Genomic DNA, 15,313 nt, shown 5'->3' on the forward strand with positions numbered 1-15,313 from the left:
CGCTGAACCACTGGTCCTAGATGCAATGCCCTGTAAAGGCAATATCATATAGATTAATTCTATTCTTAAGAATATTTTAAATTTATTCTCATTCCGTAAGGAAAGTAAATAACGCGTATTTTTAAATAAACATGAACCACGGCAATCAATAATTCGTCCAAGGCCCACGGGCCTAAACAAAACAAACAAAACACAAACACCAACAACCTGCGTGGGGCCGGGGCCGGGATTTGAACCCGGGTTCACGGGCTCCACAGGCCCGCAGGTTAATTGCCCGAGACTGGGTTTCCCCAGTCTCGCCAGACTACCCTACCCCGGCAATGGTTCTCTTATTATTCATGCTTTTAAGTTTTTGTCCTTTAATGCCCTCACTTAAGTCTCGATCTTGTTTAATTTTACCGCTGCTTTTAACGTTGTTTCTCGTTTTGCTTTTGTAGAATGGTTTAAATACCCATCCCTTTTTATCGTTTGCTGTATGAATGAGGGTATTGAGGAAGGCGTGGTTTTTGTGAATATGGTTTTTGTGGTAATGACGGCTATTTACTCATTAGCCTTTCAATTAATACTGCTATTCAATAATTCATTAATTGCCATTGGCTTGAGCGTTGCCGCCTGGCTTATACTTGCTTATGCGTTGGTCACTAGGCGTGGTCCCTGGGCCTTGGTATATGCCAGGGTTCATAAGGCACTTACTGGCGTTAACGTTCTTGGTATAACCAGGACCGAGAGGTTGCTGTTGATGCCCTACGTAATTAACTACGCAATCACCATACCACTCGCGGCACTCACTGAATACCCAATACTAAGTCTGGCCCTGAGGATAATGGCCACGATGCCCATGTTCATAATGATCGGAGAATTCACAGCACTACCGCGCATGATAATTAATAATCACTTAGAGACGCCTTAACCCTAATTACGAGGCCCTCACGCCAATTAAAAAGAGATAGAGATCTTGATTGTTCGTAATCCTCATTAATCTAGGGTGTAATTAAATATGCATCATTATTATTAAATCATTAAGGAGTTATAGCCCCGAGGTCCCGGCACGCCGGTTTCCCGCGGCCTCGCGGACCGCAGTACTCCCGAACGCGGCAGGGCGTTTCACTTCCGGGTTCTGGTGAGTCCGGGTGGTGCCACCCTGCCTATGGCCGGGTTACCTCGGTTTGGCCATTAATGACGTAATTAACCCAGTTTTTAAGCTTTATTGACATTAATATGGCCAATGGTAAGTTTAGATGTCGTGCATGCCAGGTTTCAGCCTGGTGATGAACCGGGTATTGGGCAGTCTCGGGATAGGTAACGTAGTTAAAAACCAGTTAATTCTCGCAATCACTAGTGGCTGTGAATGCCGGTAATGGGTATGTAAATAAGCATGAATGGGCTAGGTAATCTTTGAGACGTATGTCCTAACCACCTCATTCATTCCCTGCCTCTTCATGTTTTCACCACTTAGTATGCTCATTGCGTGTTTCATTAATTCCTCGGTTCCCAGGCTCCTCACCAACCCATCGACCACGCTTAACCAGGCATTGAACACCTCCCTACTTGGTGCCCTGCACCTAATCGAACCCAGGCTAAGCACCTGAGACTAACATTTCATCGTAACTTTTAAATATTTTTAAATACTTCTAATTACTGTGGAGAGGTATTTGACACCTAGCGAGGTAGCTGAAATATTTGGGATGAGTAGAAGTGGTGTTATTAAGTGGATTAGGGAAGGGAAAATAAAGGCTATTGAGGTTAACGGTAGGTGGAGGATACCTTATAGTGAGGTAGAAAGGTTAATAACTAGAAAGGAAAAGGTTAAGCAAGTAGCGGTTTACGCTAGAGTTTCATCAAATACACAGAAGGACGACATGGAGAGGCAATTAAACGCGTTGAAGGAATGGGTTAAGAAAACCTTTGGTAATGTAATGATAATAGAAATTAAGGACATTGGCTCTGGATTGAAAGAAGATAGAAGAGGATTAAAGAAACTCATAGAATTGGCTAAGAGGAGGCAAATTGATGCAATAGTAGTAGCCTATAAGGATAGGCTAACACGTTTCGGTTTCGAATACCTAGTTGAGTTATTTAAAGCATATGGGGTGAACGTGATAGTGGCTTTCCAGGAGGAACCCAAGGATTATATGCAAGAGTTGGTGGAGGACTTCGTGGAAATTGTTAAATCATTCGCCTCAAGAATTTACGGTCATAGACCTCACAAATACGAGAAGGTGGTTAAGTGTGTTGAAGACGTTGAAAAGGACGGTTAGGTTGGAGAGCGATCCTCTTAATAAGTGGAAATATCACGTTCTTAGAGAGATTGAGGAATACCAGAGAAACATGGTTAATGAGATGATTGAGGTAATTCTATCAGAGGATTTACCAACTACGAGGAAGAAGTTGCACGATAGATTCTATAACTACTACAAGGAAAAGTATCCCTTCCTACCCTCAAGGGTTATTGAAGGCGCCTACATTGTGGCTGGTAGGATTGTTAAAAGTTTTAGGAGGAGGGTGAAAAAAGGGCTGGCAAGGAGGGATAAACCAGAGTATAAGAGGGTTATAATTACGATTCCAAACATGGTTAATTGGAGATTTAACAGAGTGTCAATTAGTGTTTTTACCCACAAGGGTTGGGTTGAGATACCGCTGAGAATAACCAAACAACTTATTCGTTACTTGTATGAGGGTTGGAGGGTTTCACATGAACTTAAGTTGAGGTTAGTGGGTAGGAGAGCACTGGTTTGGTTGACGTTCGAGAAGGAGGTTGACGTTGAAGTGAAGGACGGTAATTACGTTTCCATCGACGTTAACGAGAATAACATCACCGTTGCGGTGTTTGAGGGCTTTAAGCTCAAGGAGTTGAGACGTTATGAGACTGGGCTAGGGAAGATCGTTATTAATTACTCTATTAGGAGAAAGGAGATTACTAAGGGGCATTCAACTAAGGACGAACTAATTAAGAAGAAGTTAAGGAGATTGAGGGAAAGGGAGAGGAAGATGGACGTTTTGAGGAAGACTGTTAAGAGGATAACCGAGCTTGCTAGGGATTTGAAGACTAAGGTTATAGTAGGTAAGTTCTCCTCAAATGCTAAGGAGAAAATGGAGAAAGATAAAGGCTCTAAGCTTAGGCATAGGATTCACCAGTGGAGTGTCGTTAAATTCGTGGAAATGCTAAAGGCTCAGCCTATTGAGGTTGTTGAGGTTTCTGAATCATATACCTCCTCCATCAACCCACTTAACGGCAAGAAGTTGAAGAAAAGTAAGCAAGTAGTGGAGAGGATAGTCAAGGTCTTCAACCCCTACCTGATGACGGGCACTGCCCACGAGGGTAGGGGTATTAAGGTATTCAAGATAACGGCTAGGTATTTGGAAAGTGGTAAGGTTTTGCTAGAGAGGGATTGTATTGCCGCTCTTAATCTCGTAAAGAAAGTGGATGGGAGGGTAGTGGTGTTTCCCTCGACTAGCCCCAATGACTTAAGGGTGACCGTGTATGATCCCTTAAGAGGGGTGCCCGTGGCGGAATTAAAAGTAATTAAAAGTAAGGAGAAGTTACGCCACGGGTAAACACCTGTATAGATCGGTTAGCTTCCCAACCTCCCTGGGTATGAGTATCACTGCACTCCTACCGCCGCAACCAGGGGTCATAATAGTGACGTCAAAGTAATCCTCAAGACCCGAGTTATCAATCACCCAGGTGATCACGTCGACGTCCAGGCCAGGCCTCAGGATTGCCCAGGCAATATCCGTTATGGGTCTATCAAAGATCAAGTCAAAGCCCCTGAAGCCACTGAGTACTGTGCACCAGTAGTCTATGAATTCGAGACTGCCCGAGTCAGGGCATGTAAGCCCAAAGCCTCCGATTAGAACCCTAACCATCATTAACCACCCTGAACTCCTCCCCAACCTCATTATCGTTTAGTGGCCTTATTTGAATGATCTCCACCTCATCGAGGGGCCTAATACCGAGGAGTACCCTAATACCCCTCGGTATTGTGAATTGCCTTGATGCCGTGTTCCTAGTTCTAAGCAGTAAAACCCTCCTTAACTCAATAAGTTTCTCGCCATGCCTAATAACTATGCTTGCATACCTAGCCCACTCAATGCCTAGAGACCTAACAACATTGGCAGGTATTAGGACCTGCCCATTCACATACACCCTGATTTTATAGGGAAGCCCACTGATGGGCTTGGGCCTGCTCATTAATCCTATAGGTTCAGTTCTTAATAAAAAATTTTCTAATTATTTTGACAAAAAAACGTGCGAGTTATCCCATGAATTTGAAAAGGGTGGAATGAGTTTATTGGCATTATAACAAAAGAGTTACGCACGATGGTCGACGCTAAGTAATAAACAAAGCATTATTTCTTATTATCCATGGATTCATTTTAGAAAGAGTTCCTTGTTATTTAAACTCCCAACTCGGTACTTAGTGGTGATGGGTCTCTTAATCATGTCGTTGGTCGCCATACCCACGGCAACCCTACTCCTAATACTACTCCTGGACTTCAGGAGAAATCGTGAGTGTATAACCACGTACTGCCCAGTGCGCAGTCTAAAGTGCTTTATGAGGGCTTGGGAACTCTGTGCAGAGGTGCCTAAGTGCCCGCCATGGGATTACGACGACTACTGCTGACCCATAGGCTCAAACGCATTTCCTCCGTAGTATAGGTATAGGGTTGCGTAGTAGGTTGAGTCCCCGATGTATACCAGTGCCGTCGCGGTACCCACGGGCGCATCCCTTATTGACTCGCCGAATACTATTGGGCCGTTGTTCATTAGGTAGTTTGGGTATAGGCCGTAGGGCACAATTATTGACTGGGCAAGGGGCACCGCACCGGCCTGACCCTGTGAATTCCTAACCACATTGACTATTAGGAGCATTGGTTCGCTCGGTAGGTTCCAGTAGCAGGCTGAGTAATCACTGGCGTTTGACGCCGCCAAGGAACTGCAGGGTATTGGGTATGAGTGGGAGCCCCTTCCAGGGTTTAGTGTGAAGTTTAGGCCCTCGAATACGTAGCCGTATAGGCTCCTGTAAACTGCGATTACCCTGAGGCCGAGCGATGTGGCGCTTGGGTTTGCGACTAGGCCGGAGTTGATTAGGCAGTCGGTGAATAGGTGTGGGTCTGTGAAGACTATGGAGTTGTAGGTGGTGCCCATGGGCAGTACGCCAACCATGAGCAGTGGGGTTGATTGGGTTGGGTATTGGAAGTAGTAGTAATCGCCAAGGCCCGCTAGACTAGCCCTGATAATTATGAAGTATGAGTTGTCGCCATCATAGGATAGTGGTAGTGTGAAGACCACATAACCACTCCTGTTTGTGTAGCCTACCTCGGAGCCCTCGATTATGAGCGGTTTCGTGGAGAGTATGGTGAATGTTGATGCCGGAGGCAGCTGGGCATTGCTCGGTGCCGGCGTGCATGGTGTGACCAAGCCATACTGGCAGGCCAGGTCATTACCGGCCTGGTCAATTGCGAAGTATTGAATACCCACCTCAGCACCACTGATTGGTGTATTATCCACGCTATTCAAGACCCTAATGACTAGGTTGAAGTTGCCTGGGCCCGTTGGTGGGAAGCCAACAACGGAAATGTTCATCACAGGCGTTAGGACCAGCCTGAACTCGTAGTCACTGCCTAGGCCTAGCAACTCCTTGACCTCGGTGTAGTTTATTATCCATGGCGCGTAGCGCCCGGTGTGAATAGCCAGTTGCCCGTTATTGAGAGGGCTGTAACACCAAGCTGGCTTAGATACCTCCTGAAGCCAGTTCCATTTATTTGATTGAGGGTGCAGTAACCGCTTAACTCACCCCTCGGTATGAACCCATTGGCGTAGTCCAGTAAACCAGGGCCATCACCTTGAATGGGTCTAGGTGGTATGGCTGGTTTGGCTCGGCTAACCCAAAGGAGGATAAGCCACTGGAGTTCAAACCCCAATTAGGCGGATTACCCGGGTTAGTAACAATGTACTGAAGCAACGACTGGGCCATGGCGTTCAACTGGAAGGTATCAACCTCAGAACCAGCCGAGTAAGAGTAATTGGGCACTAGGAATACGAAGATAATAATTGCGGCAATAATCACCGGCACTATCAGGCAACCTCAATGGCGCTGGATTGGCCGCGGGATTTTAAGGGCAAGACCCCGTACATGAATAATAATCACCCAGTCCTCGGCTCAGCCTCAATCTCTTTAGCCTGCTTCGGTCTTATTGCGATTACCTCAACCTCATCCAATGGCCTAATCCCAAATTTCTCCCTGGCTTCCCTCGGTATTGTGAATTGCCTGCTCGCGGTGTGCCTAGTCCTAAGGAGGAGTACATTCCTCAACTCAATGACCCTACCATTATGCCTAATCACGACATCGGCATAACGAGCCCACTCAATAACAAGAGCCTCACGAGCCTAGCAGGAAGGAGGACCTGATTATTAATGTAAACCCTAGTCCTATAGGGAAGACCATCAACAGGCTTCGCAATCGGCATTACCTTCTTTATTCAATTCCAAAATAAAAAAACTTTCGCAGAGAGCTGACAAAGAGGGATTGATCACAATCAGCTCTTTAGCCAATTCTCATTTGCGTGTTTGTCCTTTGCACTTCCCTTAGTGTAATCAATTAATTTAATTACTCATTAATTCCCAACCCAGCGAATCCAACTGCCGAAAGTGCCTCATGGGTAAACCAATGGCTTTACACTCTAAGGTGGTATGTTAATGATTTGATCGTGCTTAAGCCACGGTGCACAATCAATCTAATTCATTAACGCCTCAATCCTTGGGTACTTCCTCCTCCTGACCTCGTAATCAATGTTCATGATTAATTCCCATAGTGTGTCCAGTGCCTCATCCCTACTCATCAATCCTCTCCTCCCGAGCTCAATGACCCTAATTGCCTCATTAATGAATTCAATGATTGATTCACTCATTAATTGCCCACCACGTTGCTTCCGGGTCATTCAATGCCTCGCCTAGGCCTTGCTTAAAAGCCTTTCTACTCCCAATGACGATCAAAGGCCTAACACTGATGATCTCAATCTCAATTTGACTCAGTGGTTCGATACCGAACTCCTCCCTAACATGCCTAGGTATTGTGAATTGCCTGCTAAGGCCCCTACCACGGGCTGGCTTGAGGAGCCTAACACCACGAGCCTCAACATGCCAACCATCAAACTCAATAACAACATCAACAAAATCAACACCCCCAAGGCCAAGACACCTAACAACACCAGCCGGCAATAGGACTTGATTATTAATGTAAACCCTAACCCCCAATCGGTAAACAATTAGCCATTCAAGGTTGGTATTAACGCCCTAGGATCATTTAAAATTGCTGCCCATAGGCAGTGGTGCGTTGATCGTAATTAATGGGCATAGACTAACCAGTGCTCGTTTATGGTGAGTTATGGATAGTGAAGAATTGAATTATTTGGTTTCAGTAAAGCAAGTTTCAATTAACAAACTCCAGTTACTGAATAATCAATATACACTTCACGATAATACCTAGTTAAGCTATGAAATAGATAAGTCCCCTAAGGAGCTGAGAAGACCTAGTGCAGAGGAGCCAGTGATAAGGGTTAGGAGGGTTATGTATCGCAACAACCAATAATCCTGGGGGCTCACCCATAAGGCCCTTGGTCGGCCGCCACCAGTTCTTCGGCATACCCCTCAACCTAGCCCTGGCCCTCGAGATTTCGCTAATGAGCTTACCGCCGTGGAATATGGGCACAATGGCTATGTCGTGGCTAAGCTCATCAATCGTTGGTAAAGCCCATAAATGCATTAGGCTCCTTGAGCTGGTCATGACCATGTTGCTGTCGGGCAAATCCCTGTCACCGGCAATCATTACCTTGACCGGCTCCTCCGCACTCTGCATGATCCTATCAAGAACTACCCTCCACTTGCTGACTGCGGGTAGTGCCTTACCCCTCTCCTGAACCACAAGCCTCTCGTACTCCCTAGCCACCTTACTCGAGGCCAATGCCCTAAACTCCGGGTTTCCGGAGATCACTAATGCGTAGTTCCGTAGGTAGCTTGCCATTGCCGAGGCGACAGCCCTAACGTCATCATCACTGGGCATTGTGTAGACCTTGTTCGAAGCCACAAGCCTCCTCCTCAAAACAATTAATTGGCCACCCCTGATTACTGAGTAATTGCTCAATGCCTTAATGGTGATCGCCGCTAATGCGGCAATGACTATCAAGCCGTAGACCTTGAACAGTATGTATGATGCAAGGAATAGGATTGCCAATGCAATGACCATCCTCTTTTTGCTTGGCGTCACTGGGAAACCAACTAGCCTCCTCAAGTCATCACCGGATAGGGGCTTGAGTATGAAGTACTGCCTAAGCAGTCTCTCCCTGGCGCCGAGCCAACTGCTGAATTCAGGAAGTTCATCCTCATTCTTTACAACCCTACTCAACCTAATGAACCTGTTATCGCCGAGCCTAATGAAGCGACCGCCTCATTAATTCCTAGGTTCAGCCTCCTAACCAACTCATCGAATAAGCCAACGTATTGGCTCCCGGTCAATCGGCTTATGTCGAACATGGGCTCGGCTTTGTAGAATACGTGCATGACCTTATTCCTCAAGTCATAGACGTAGTCACCGCCCAAAACGAGTTTGGGCGCCAAGCCTGGGTAGCTAGGCTCAGCAAAGACTCGACCAGCCACTCGCGGAAGCCCCCGTAGACCAATGCCGGGAGTATTAGGAGGATCAGTGGCTTGTAGGCAATGCCCATTACAACGATCCCAACCAGGACTGCGAGGTAGATCCTTGAGTCAACCCTAACCATCTATTTGACCCGCCAACAGCCTTAAAAGGGCCGGCTAACGCCTAACGAACCTCGGCAACCAAGACAACCTATTACTCTTCGCTTGATTATACCCACCGTTTATGATTGTCCTAAGCTCCTCGGGCTTATTCCAACACCTTCATTCTGTAAAATACTCATTAATTGGTTGATGTCCACCTTGCCGGTCTCGATGTACTCCTTGACGGCATACTCGTTGCAGTGAACCAAGTCGCACTGCGACAACAAGATCAATGCAACCTCAATGCTCAGGCCCCTACCCAACACCTCACTGAGCAACTCATTGATTGATCCTGGCGTGAAGTACTTGACAAGCTCGAAAGGACTGACCTGCAGTAACTCCTAAGCGGCTCCGCGCACCTCATCGACCAGGAATTAACGAATTTAATTAACTCCTTATCATCGCCCTTGACAGGCTTGACCCTAACCATCCTGAGCTTAATACTGCCTAATTCCTTGACCTCCCTCTCCAGTTTGCCCAAGCAGTCCCTCTTAATCAACTTCATTTCTGCTCACCACAGCCCTTGATTGTCAACCACTTCCTAAGCGCCTCCGCGTATGCCTTCCCAACCCTCTCCTCAATCAGCCTAGCCCAGTCCTCAGGGCTGACCTGCCCAAGGGCTCATCACTGTTGAGTAGCCTAGCCGCAATGATGGCCCTCTCAATGCTAGACAACCTATCAATCTCAGCAAGGACAGACTCAAGGATAGCCTGGCCAGCACTCGGCACAAAAGGCAACGGCTGGGGCTGACTGGGCAGTGGAGGCGTAGGCAAGGAATCAACCACTGGCTTCGGCTGATTTGATTGATCACCCTGATCACCCCTACCAAGCAAGCTCCTAAGGAAGTTGCTCACTGGGTTTTGGCCGCCCATCAATAGGGTCTAATGATTGATTTAAAAGGGAGGGGAGTTAAGGCAGCCCTCACGGACATCCGTATATTGGCTTAAACCACCTAAATACCAATAAATAATTAATTCCTCATAAACCATGCCTAATACGTCGTTCATTCAAAAATAGTCTGCCAAAGCCTCGGAGCAACCATCGACTACCTATGTAAAACCTAATATGACTGCAATAACGCGGCAATTAACCTCCTATCTGGCACGCACTTCGCAGTGTACTTTTGTCACCTTACCCCTACAGTAGGACTCTAGGCACGCCCTTATTGCATCGGCGAGTCTTACCCTGCACGAGACCCCATGTACGTTCTCGGCCGCGGCCTGAACACGAGTATTATCACCACAAACCTCGGTCTTGCATGATAATGAGCATTTATTTGTATTGTACCTAGCGCACATTTTATTGCCTGGTGGGAATACTAGGATGTATTCTTGATTCACGTAATGCTCCACGTTTTGGCAAACAACCCTTGGATCCACACTACCCAATGAACCCCAGGCTGGGACTAACCTAAATAGCACCAACGACTCCCTACCAACGAAGTCTGTGCTTACTGGGTCATCGGGTAAAGCCCATGCCGCTGGAGCACCGTGAAGCTCGACACCGTCACCCGTTACCACACCGACCCAGCCACGCGCATTCTTGGCGAGAAACCTCTCATCAACCCGAAGATACTTAACCTCAAGCCTAGCGGCGCACTGAATAACTGGGATATTGCTCACACCGCAAAAGTTGTTGATATCTAACTCATTGCCTGTAACGCCCATTAAACTAAGCCTTGGAATGAATCGTGAAGTGAATAAGTAAGCTACAACACCGCTGATACCAGTAATACAAATTAATTCTTGCCACCATGCAGGCATTAGATCGTAATCATAATGATGCATATAAACCTTTAATGACTTCTTTTAACGGACTTACGCTAAGCTTATTGACCCTGTAAGCAACGCCTTTATTTGTCTCGTTAATGCGTTGGTCATTGTCTCGAGGGCCTTCCTGAACTGGGCTAGTGACCCCCTTGGTTCGTATAGGATCGCCGGCTTCATTGTTGCCGTTAGGTATTGGGCAATGGGGCTCATTGGCACGATAAACACCTCGCCATTACGGGCAAAGCCCTAATCCTAGACTCGACAGTATCAAGCCCTGGCAATGCCTTGTTCAGGACTACGTTGATTATCTTCCTGTACTTTAACTGTGTAATCATTGGTTGTATGTACACATCATCGATCTCCCTGATACGTACTCGCTGTATGTGGCGTGGTCTAGGACTACGTTAATTATCTGCGAGGTGACCAATGCCGGTATTGAAATGGGCATTGGGGCGTTTGCCGGTAGGTCAACCAAAACTAGTTGCGAGGCCGTACCCATCACCAGCGAATTAATCATGTAGACCCACCTGTTGAAGGACTCATTGGTGCTGATCGCCAATTGGTAACTCCTAACGTTACCGGGAGGAACAACGAAGACCGAGGGCATGTACGTGGACCTACTCACCAATTGATTGACGTCATTAATCGAGCCCATTAGGAAGTCTAAAACGCCAAGCCTCTCCGGGACGATGCCGAGCGTCCTACTGGCTGTCTGGCTCGAGTCAATGCCCAGGTCAATCAACAGTACGTTACCCCTAAGCGACTGGCTCATTGCGATGGCCAAATTAGCAGCCAGAGTGCTCTTCCCAGTCCCACCCTTCGATCCGCTGAAGAATGAGGCCACGACAAACCTAGGCCTTAGCATCAATCACCACCCTTACCGCCTTTATAAGGCTCAAGCTCTGAGTCGAGGCTTAGCAACTCATCCGGTAGGGGCAGTGGCTTTACATCGCCACTAACCTGTTCGTTATTGACCTCGGCCGTTATGTCCATGCCCCTCAAAACGGCTTCTGGCTGTTTGTAGAATACGTAGAGCAAACTGGCTAGTTGCTCATGGTTTAGATTCGCGCTGACAGCCCTCGTTAGGAATGCCTCCCTAAGCTCCAGCTGCCTATTCACGTAGTCGGTTCCGTAGTCCCTAATCAAGGCGTTTATGTACGGCTCCGCGTTGTGGACTTTCCTAACAAACCTCCTAGTCACCACCTCATACACGCCGGTCCCGCTGTTGTAACGCACATCCCTAGTCATCGAGACCTCGACAACCACGGAGAGCCTAAGCAAATCACCGGCCTCAATACCGAGGCTAGAGAGCCTAGCCTTAGCCGCCTCAATGTCCTCCGCGTGGAACGTTGTCAAGGCACCATGGCCAAGGGTAATGGCCTCGGCCAAAGCCCTAAACTCATCCCTACTCCTCGCCTCATTAAGCACGATTATGTCCACACCGGACCTAAGCGCCTGCCTAATCAACTCGGCCTTTTCGATGCTCCTAATTCCGTGTGCGTAGGCCACCCTCTCAAATAATGGCTTCACGACTTGGTGATGGGGTAGGAAGAGCTCGGATACGTCCATTATCAAGGCAATGGACCTCGTGACGAGCATGTAGGCAATGGCGTTCTGGAGGCTCGTCTTACCACTACCCATTGGCCGATTATTAGGATTGGGACCCTGTGGTCGGCAAGGAGCCATAGTTTGGCGGAGTCCTCGATGCCGATCATCCCGCGCCTAATCAACTCGGGGAGGGTCCAGGGCCTCCTGGCAGGACCCTAATGCTGATGGAGCCAGGGCTCACTGGCTCGCTCTCTATCGATATCCTAACTCCGAACTCTGGGTCCACAACCGACGCCATCGGGTTGTATGCCGTTACTGCCGTCCTAGCCCTCTGGGCCACCCTACGCATTAGGTAGTCGATGAGTGAGTTCAAATCGAAACTCACGGTCTTGACCACCTTATTACCCCTCCTGACCTCGTAAGGCTCCCAACCGATTACGACCTGTACCCTACCAAGTAGGGTGTGCTCCATGTATATCCCGCCAAGCCCGTACTTCGTATTCACCTTGTTAATGTGTATGTCAGTAACGTCATCCATCATTAGGACTGGCGTCAATGCGCCGTAGTGGTTAAACCACCTATTGAACACGTTAATCGCTAACTCAATGCTTTCCCTACTCGGCTTAATGCCAATAAGCCTGAGACCCTTCTCGACAGCCCTCTCCAACTTCATTCCCGAGCCAAACCAATCGACAATCCTGTCAAGGGGCAGTGCAATGACCCATTCAGGCACGTCGTCGATTACGTAGGCCACGTAGTCATGGACACCGTATTGGCTAGCCTGTATCAGGTGTATCTCAATGTCGGTCTTAATGCCTCCGAACTCAACCGTGTAGTGCCTCACCAAGCCCTGGCCAACGACCTTGGGCCTAGACATGTGCATGCCTAGTCACCAAACCAGCGGTATTAACGGTATTAGGAAGACTGGGGTTAGGGAGATCCCAAGGCCTATTGAGTGCATCGACTTGCCACCAGGATTGACGTAATAACGGCGAGCGGGATCAGTGTCTGGGTTATTAACTGCGGGTTTAGGGTTATTGGCACGCCCACGCCCGTGATGGCTACGGCGTGTATGCCGGCCATTAAGTAGGCCGTGAGGGCCATGAATGCGTAGCCCACGGAGACGAAGGGGCCCTAGGCACTCCCAAGGCCTCATCGGCCCCCTGACCCATTCACTTACTCAACCCTAAACAATTTATAACCCACTGCAATCAATTCCAGCTAAAGAGGGGTCAATGGAGGCCATCATCACCTATTGAGTACCTTACCTCGAATCCGGGAACCAGCCCCGGCACGTCGACGCCTTCATCACCCCCTCGTTCTTGCTTTTTGATGCCCTGACCATTAGCCACCTCGCATTCACTGTGTGGGCCAGTACGTTTCCGCCAACGGGCATCTTGACCTCTATGTAGCCTGTTGGGCTCGTCATGACTTGATTTGTGTATACCACCAACACGCCGAGCCTAATGGTTAAGCGCCTAAGCCAGTCGAGTACGTAGTGCAATCGCTGCTGCCTCTCGGCCAACTTCTCCCTACCCCTGAATTGGCTCGGTACAATGCCGTTATTGAGTCGACGATGATTACCCTGGCATTGCCGCTAATGACCAGATCGGTTAGTTTGAGCTTGATGAAGTCCTCGAGGTCGTCCACAGTAGCTGGGTTGTAGATGAGTAGGTAGTCGCTGATTGCCGAGTCGTAATCAACGCCGAACCTACCGCACATGTTCTTGATCAACTGGCTCGATAAGTACTGGTCAATCGTCTTCTCAGTGTCTATGTACACGACCCTAGAGCCGAATTGACCAATCGAGGCTATTGCGGCTTGAAGAGCTATTATCGTCTTACCAGCCCCGAACTCACCCGCGAACTCGTGCTTGCGCCGAACCTAAGCCCACCAACCGCGTTGTCCAAGCCATCAACGCCGGTCCTTAGGACTGGCATCCTGCTAATCACCTCAACCCTCTCCCTGGCACTCACGGCACTTGGTGACTCGGCAAGCAACTCCCTAGCCGTGTTGATTAAACGCTAGGCAACTCAGTGTCCGGACTACCGAGCAACTCCTGGAGCTCCTCGGCATTGAATAACAAAATGTGCCTAAGGCTCTTGACGCCGGCATTGATCAACCTATCAATGGTCTGCCTACTAAAGCCGAGATCAACAAGCCTCTCGAGCTCACTGTCCTCGGTGGGCTCAGCCTTTTTCCTAGGCACATTAGTCATTAACCAACAACTTATAAGGCTTCAAGGGAGCTCGATGCATACGTCGAGCTCCACCTCCCAATCACCGTAATTCTTAATGACCCTAATACATGTTACCCCGTGGTTCAATGAATCGCCATTTAATGGCTTAATGCAGTCCCTAATGCTCATACTACCCTGACGCCCAGCTTGCTTAGGGCGTTGTTTATGTACTGCCCAGCCAAGCACGGCCTGGGCATCCTCCAGAATGGTCTCCCCCTGCCGATTTCCTCGACCTCGATTATCCCTACCAAGACCGGCGTTGTCGACGTCATGGCCTGTATGTTCAGTATTGTCTCGGCCCTGAAGAGTCCTCGGTTAACGAGTTTGCGGTAGGTCTTAATGATGTTTGGCGCCCTGCCCAAGCGCTCAATGACTAGGCATAGCCAGAGTCGACGAGGGCCACTAGGCTTTCTGCGGCCTCGGGGGGCCAGATGAAGTTCCCGTCCCAGCAGAACTGCCTCCTCACTTTTCCCTTGATCAACACGTCGCCTGGGTTGATTTGGGACTCCCTAATCCCGAACTCCCTAGGCATTGCAGAGGCCACTAGGACCGAGTTTTTGGTGATGAACGCAACCGAGCCAAGGCCCACATTGACCGGCCTACTGGGCGAACTAAAGCCGTAGACGAACAAGTCCCTCCTACGCACCAACCCATCCCTGAGTATGAGCATCAACAGCCATTAATCAACGCCTTAAAAGGGGGCTGGAATGCGTGGAACAAAGGACAGCAGCCCCTAGAGACAAGTGGGTATTGTCCGGTCTTTGCCGGGTCTTTTCTGAACAATTTCCTCGAATTCCGAGGGAAAATCGCCAATTGGCTCTCGGGGATTGAAGAACAAAGAGTAATTCAGGCTTGGGATTGCCGTCCATTGTTTCATGGCTTTACCCGTTGCGTTTTTCCTCGTTGTTTCATTGTCCGTGTTCCTCGATTGTGGCTTCCGCGGATTCAATGCGTTGATTG

At 48.5% G+C, this 15,313-nt stretch carries 28 protein-coding genes, 1 tRNA gene, 1 rRNA gene and 1 pseudogene; 4 read left to right on the top strand and 27 right to left on the bottom strand.

Annotated elements, in window-relative coordinates:
- Nucleotides 1–212: 212 nt before the first annotated feature.
- Nucleotides 213–319 (bottom strand) — tRNA-His (locus JCM16161_RS19210).
- Nucleotides 320–475: 156 nt separating this feature from the next.
- On the opposite strand from JCM16161_RS19210, the gene JCM16161_RS13155 reads away from it, so the two are divergent.
- Complete coding sequence (locus JCM16161_RS13155) at nt 476–910, top strand: hypothetical protein (RefSeq protein WP_054856159.1); 435 nt, start codon at nt 476–478, stop codon at nt 908–910.
- Nucleotides 911–1,038: 128 nt separating this feature from the next.
- Here JCM16161_RS13155 and rrf read toward each other — a convergent pair.
- Together rrf and JCM16161_RS13165 are read right to left on the bottom strand one after the other, a co-directional pair.
- A 5S ribosomal RNA gene (gene rrf, locus JCM16161_RS13160) occupies nt 1,039–1,159 on the bottom strand.
- A 225-nt stretch (nt 1,160–1,384) separates the two neighbouring features.
- On the bottom strand, nt 1,385–1,585 hold the full coding sequence (locus JCM16161_RS13165) for a hypothetical protein (RefSeq protein ID WP_054856160.1): 201 nt from the start codon (nt 1,583–1,585) through the stop codon (nt 1,385–1,387).
- A 55-nt stretch (nt 1,586–1,640) separates the two neighbouring features.
- On the opposite strand from JCM16161_RS13165, the gene JCM16161_RS13170 reads away from it, so the two are divergent.
- Nucleotides 1,641–2,258 (top strand): IS607 family transposase, encoded by a 618-nt coding sequence (locus tag JCM16161_RS13170; protein ID WP_054856161.1) that lies wholly within the window; start codon nt 1,641–1,643, stop codon nt 2,256–2,258.
- A complete protein-coding gene (locus JCM16161_RS13175; RefSeq protein ID WP_243671719.1) occupies nt 2,233–3,555 on the top strand; it encodes an IS200/IS605 family accessory protein TnpB-related protein in 1,323 nt (440 codons plus the stop codon). Before JCM16161_RS13170 ends, JCM16161_RS13175 begins: the two co-directional genes overlap by 26 nt.
- Here the strand turns inward: JCM16161_RS13175 and JCM16161_RS13180 are convergent.
- Nucleotides 3,541–3,870 carry a hypothetical protein gene (locus JCM16161_RS13180; protein WP_054856163.1) on the bottom strand — a complete coding sequence of 110 codons (330 nt, stop codon included), beginning with the start codon at nt 3,868–3,870 and terminating at the stop codon, nt 3,541–3,543. The two genes, JCM16161_RS13175 and JCM16161_RS13180, sit on opposite strands and share 15 nt — an antisense overlap.
- A complete protein-coding gene (locus JCM16161_RS13185; protein WP_054856164.1) occupies nt 3,860–4,192 on the bottom strand; it encodes a hypothetical protein in 333 nt (110 codons plus the stop codon). Before JCM16161_RS13185 ends, JCM16161_RS13180 begins: the two co-directional genes overlap by 11 nt.
- 250 nt (nt 4,193–4,442) lie before the next feature.
- Between JCM16161_RS13185 and JCM16161_RS19215 the strand changes: the two genes are divergently transcribed.
- Nucleotides 4,443–4,625 carry a hypothetical protein gene (locus tag JCM16161_RS19215; protein ID WP_243671720.1) on the top strand — a complete coding sequence of 61 codons (183 nt, stop codon included), beginning with the start codon at nt 4,443–4,445 and terminating at the stop codon, nt 4,623–4,625.
- Here the strand turns inward: JCM16161_RS19215 and JCM16161_RS13190 are convergent.
- The 22 genes and pseudogenes from JCM16161_RS13190 to JCM16161_RS19270 form a co-directional block, all read right to left on the bottom strand.
- The gene (locus JCM16161_RS13190) at nt 4,616–5,638 is read right to left on the bottom strand and encodes a hypothetical protein (protein ID WP_054856165.1); all 1,023 of its coding nucleotides are present in this window, start codon (nt 5,636–5,638) and stop codon (nt 4,616–4,618) included. The genes JCM16161_RS19215 and JCM16161_RS13190 overlap by 10 nt on opposite strands.
- Before the next feature lie 151 nt (nt 5,639–5,789).
- Complete coding sequence (locus JCM16161_RS13195) at nt 5,790–6,077, bottom strand: hypothetical protein (RefSeq protein ID WP_054856166.1); 288 nt, start codon at nt 6,075–6,077, stop codon at nt 5,790–5,792.
- 71 nt (nt 6,078–6,148) lie between these two features.
- Nucleotides 6,149–6,471, bottom strand: a pseudogene (locus JCM16161_RS13200) (AbrB/MazE/SpoVT family DNA-binding domain-containing protein).
- 267 nt (nt 6,472–6,738) lie between these two features.
- Entirely contained in the window at nt 6,739–6,912 is a 174-nt protein-coding gene (locus JCM16161_RS19220) for a hypothetical protein (RefSeq protein ID WP_243671721.1), read from the bottom strand.
- On the bottom strand, nt 6,905–7,258 hold the full coding sequence (locus JCM16161_RS13205) for a hypothetical protein (RefSeq protein WP_054856167.1): 354 nt from the start codon (nt 7,256–7,258) through the stop codon (nt 6,905–6,907). The genes JCM16161_RS19220 and JCM16161_RS13205 overlap by 8 nt, the downstream gene beginning before the upstream one ends.
- A gap of 232 nt (nt 7,259–7,490) precedes the next feature.
- A complete protein-coding gene (locus tag JCM16161_RS13210) occupies nt 7,491–8,405 on the bottom strand; it encodes a hypothetical protein (RefSeq protein WP_243671722.1) in 915 nt (304 codons plus the stop codon).
- Nucleotides 8,402–8,656 (bottom strand): hypothetical protein, encoded by a 255-nt coding sequence (locus JCM16161_RS19225; RefSeq protein WP_243671723.1) that lies wholly within the window; start codon nt 8,654–8,656, stop codon nt 8,402–8,404. The genes JCM16161_RS13210 and JCM16161_RS19225 overlap by 4 nt, the downstream gene beginning before the upstream one ends.
- A 221-nt stretch (nt 8,657–8,877) precedes the next feature.
- Nucleotides 8,878–9,060, bottom strand: coding sequence for a hypothetical protein (locus JCM16161_RS19230; RefSeq protein ID WP_243671724.1), 183 nt, complete (start codon nt 9,058–9,060; stop codon nt 8,878–8,880).
- On the bottom strand, nt 9,045–9,302 hold the full coding sequence (locus JCM16161_RS19235; protein WP_243671725.1) for a hypothetical protein: 258 nt from the start codon (nt 9,300–9,302) through the stop codon (nt 9,045–9,047). The genes JCM16161_RS19230 and JCM16161_RS19235 overlap by 16 nt, the downstream gene beginning before the upstream one ends.
- A gap of 76 nt (nt 9,303–9,378) precedes the next feature.
- A complete protein-coding gene (locus JCM16161_RS13220) occupies nt 9,379–9,669 on the bottom strand; it encodes a hypothetical protein (protein WP_243671726.1) in 291 nt (96 codons plus the stop codon).
- Nucleotides 9,670–9,891: 222 nt separating this feature from the next.
- The gene (locus JCM16161_RS13225) at nt 9,892–10,464 is read right to left on the bottom strand and encodes a hypothetical protein (RefSeq protein ID WP_243671727.1); all 573 of its coding nucleotides are present in this window, start codon (nt 10,462–10,464) and stop codon (nt 9,892–9,894) included.
- Nucleotides 10,465–10,614: 150 nt separating this feature from the next.
- Nucleotides 10,615–10,782, bottom strand: a complete 168-nt coding sequence (locus tag JCM16161_RS19240) for a hypothetical protein (RefSeq protein ID WP_243671728.1) — start codon at nt 10,780–10,782, stop codon at nt 10,615–10,617.
- Between the two features lie 115 nt (nt 10,783–10,897).
- Nucleotides 10,898–11,431 (bottom strand): ParA family protein, encoded by a 534-nt coding sequence (locus JCM16161_RS13230; RefSeq protein WP_243671729.1) that lies wholly within the window; start codon nt 11,429–11,431, stop codon nt 10,898–10,900.
- Nucleotides 11,431–12,207, bottom strand: a complete 777-nt coding sequence (locus tag JCM16161_RS19245) for a CpaF/VirB11 family protein (RefSeq protein WP_243671730.1) — start codon at nt 12,205–12,207, stop codon at nt 11,431–11,433. Before JCM16161_RS19245 ends, JCM16161_RS13230 begins: the two co-directional genes overlap by 1 nt.
- Before the next feature lie 85 nt (nt 12,208–12,292).
- The gene (locus JCM16161_RS19250; RefSeq protein ID WP_243671731.1) at nt 12,293–12,991 is read right to left on the bottom strand and encodes a hypothetical protein; all 699 of its coding nucleotides are present in this window, start codon (nt 12,989–12,991) and stop codon (nt 12,293–12,295) included.
- 71 nt (nt 12,992–13,062) lie between these two features.
- A complete protein-coding gene (locus tag JCM16161_RS19255; protein ID WP_243671732.1) occupies nt 13,063–13,233 on the bottom strand; it encodes a hypothetical protein in 171 nt (56 codons plus the stop codon).
- A 145-nt stretch (nt 13,234–13,378) separates the two neighbouring features.
- On the bottom strand, nt 13,379–13,618 hold the full coding sequence (locus JCM16161_RS13240) for a hypothetical protein (protein WP_243671733.1): 240 nt from the start codon (nt 13,616–13,618) through the stop codon (nt 13,379–13,381).
- Nucleotides 13,585–13,929 (bottom strand): hypothetical protein, encoded by a 345-nt coding sequence (locus JCM16161_RS13245; RefSeq protein WP_243671738.1) that lies wholly within the window; start codon nt 13,927–13,929, stop codon nt 13,585–13,587. The genes JCM16161_RS13240 and JCM16161_RS13245 overlap by 34 nt, the downstream gene beginning before the upstream one ends.
- A 17-nt stretch (nt 13,930–13,946) precedes the next feature.
- A complete protein-coding gene (locus JCM16161_RS19260; RefSeq protein WP_243671734.1) occupies nt 13,947–14,114 on the bottom strand; it encodes a hypothetical protein in 168 nt (55 codons plus the stop codon).
- A 17-nt stretch (nt 14,115–14,131) separates the two neighbouring features.
- Entirely contained in the window at nt 14,132–14,323 is a 192-nt protein-coding gene (locus JCM16161_RS13250; protein WP_243671735.1) for a hypothetical protein, read from the bottom strand.
- 155 nt (nt 14,324–14,478) lie between these two features.
- Complete coding sequence (locus JCM16161_RS19265) at nt 14,479–14,715, bottom strand: hypothetical protein (RefSeq protein WP_243671736.1); 237 nt, start codon at nt 14,713–14,715, stop codon at nt 14,479–14,481.
- Nucleotides 14,716–14,726: 11 nt separating this feature from the next.
- Nucleotides 14,727–15,023, bottom strand: coding sequence for a hypothetical protein (locus tag JCM16161_RS19270; RefSeq protein ID WP_243671737.1), 297 nt, complete (start codon nt 15,021–15,023; stop codon nt 14,727–14,729).
- Between the last annotated feature and the right edge of the window lie 290 nt (nt 15,024–15,313).

Source organism: Vulcanisaeta sp. JCM 16161 (assembly GCF_001316285.1).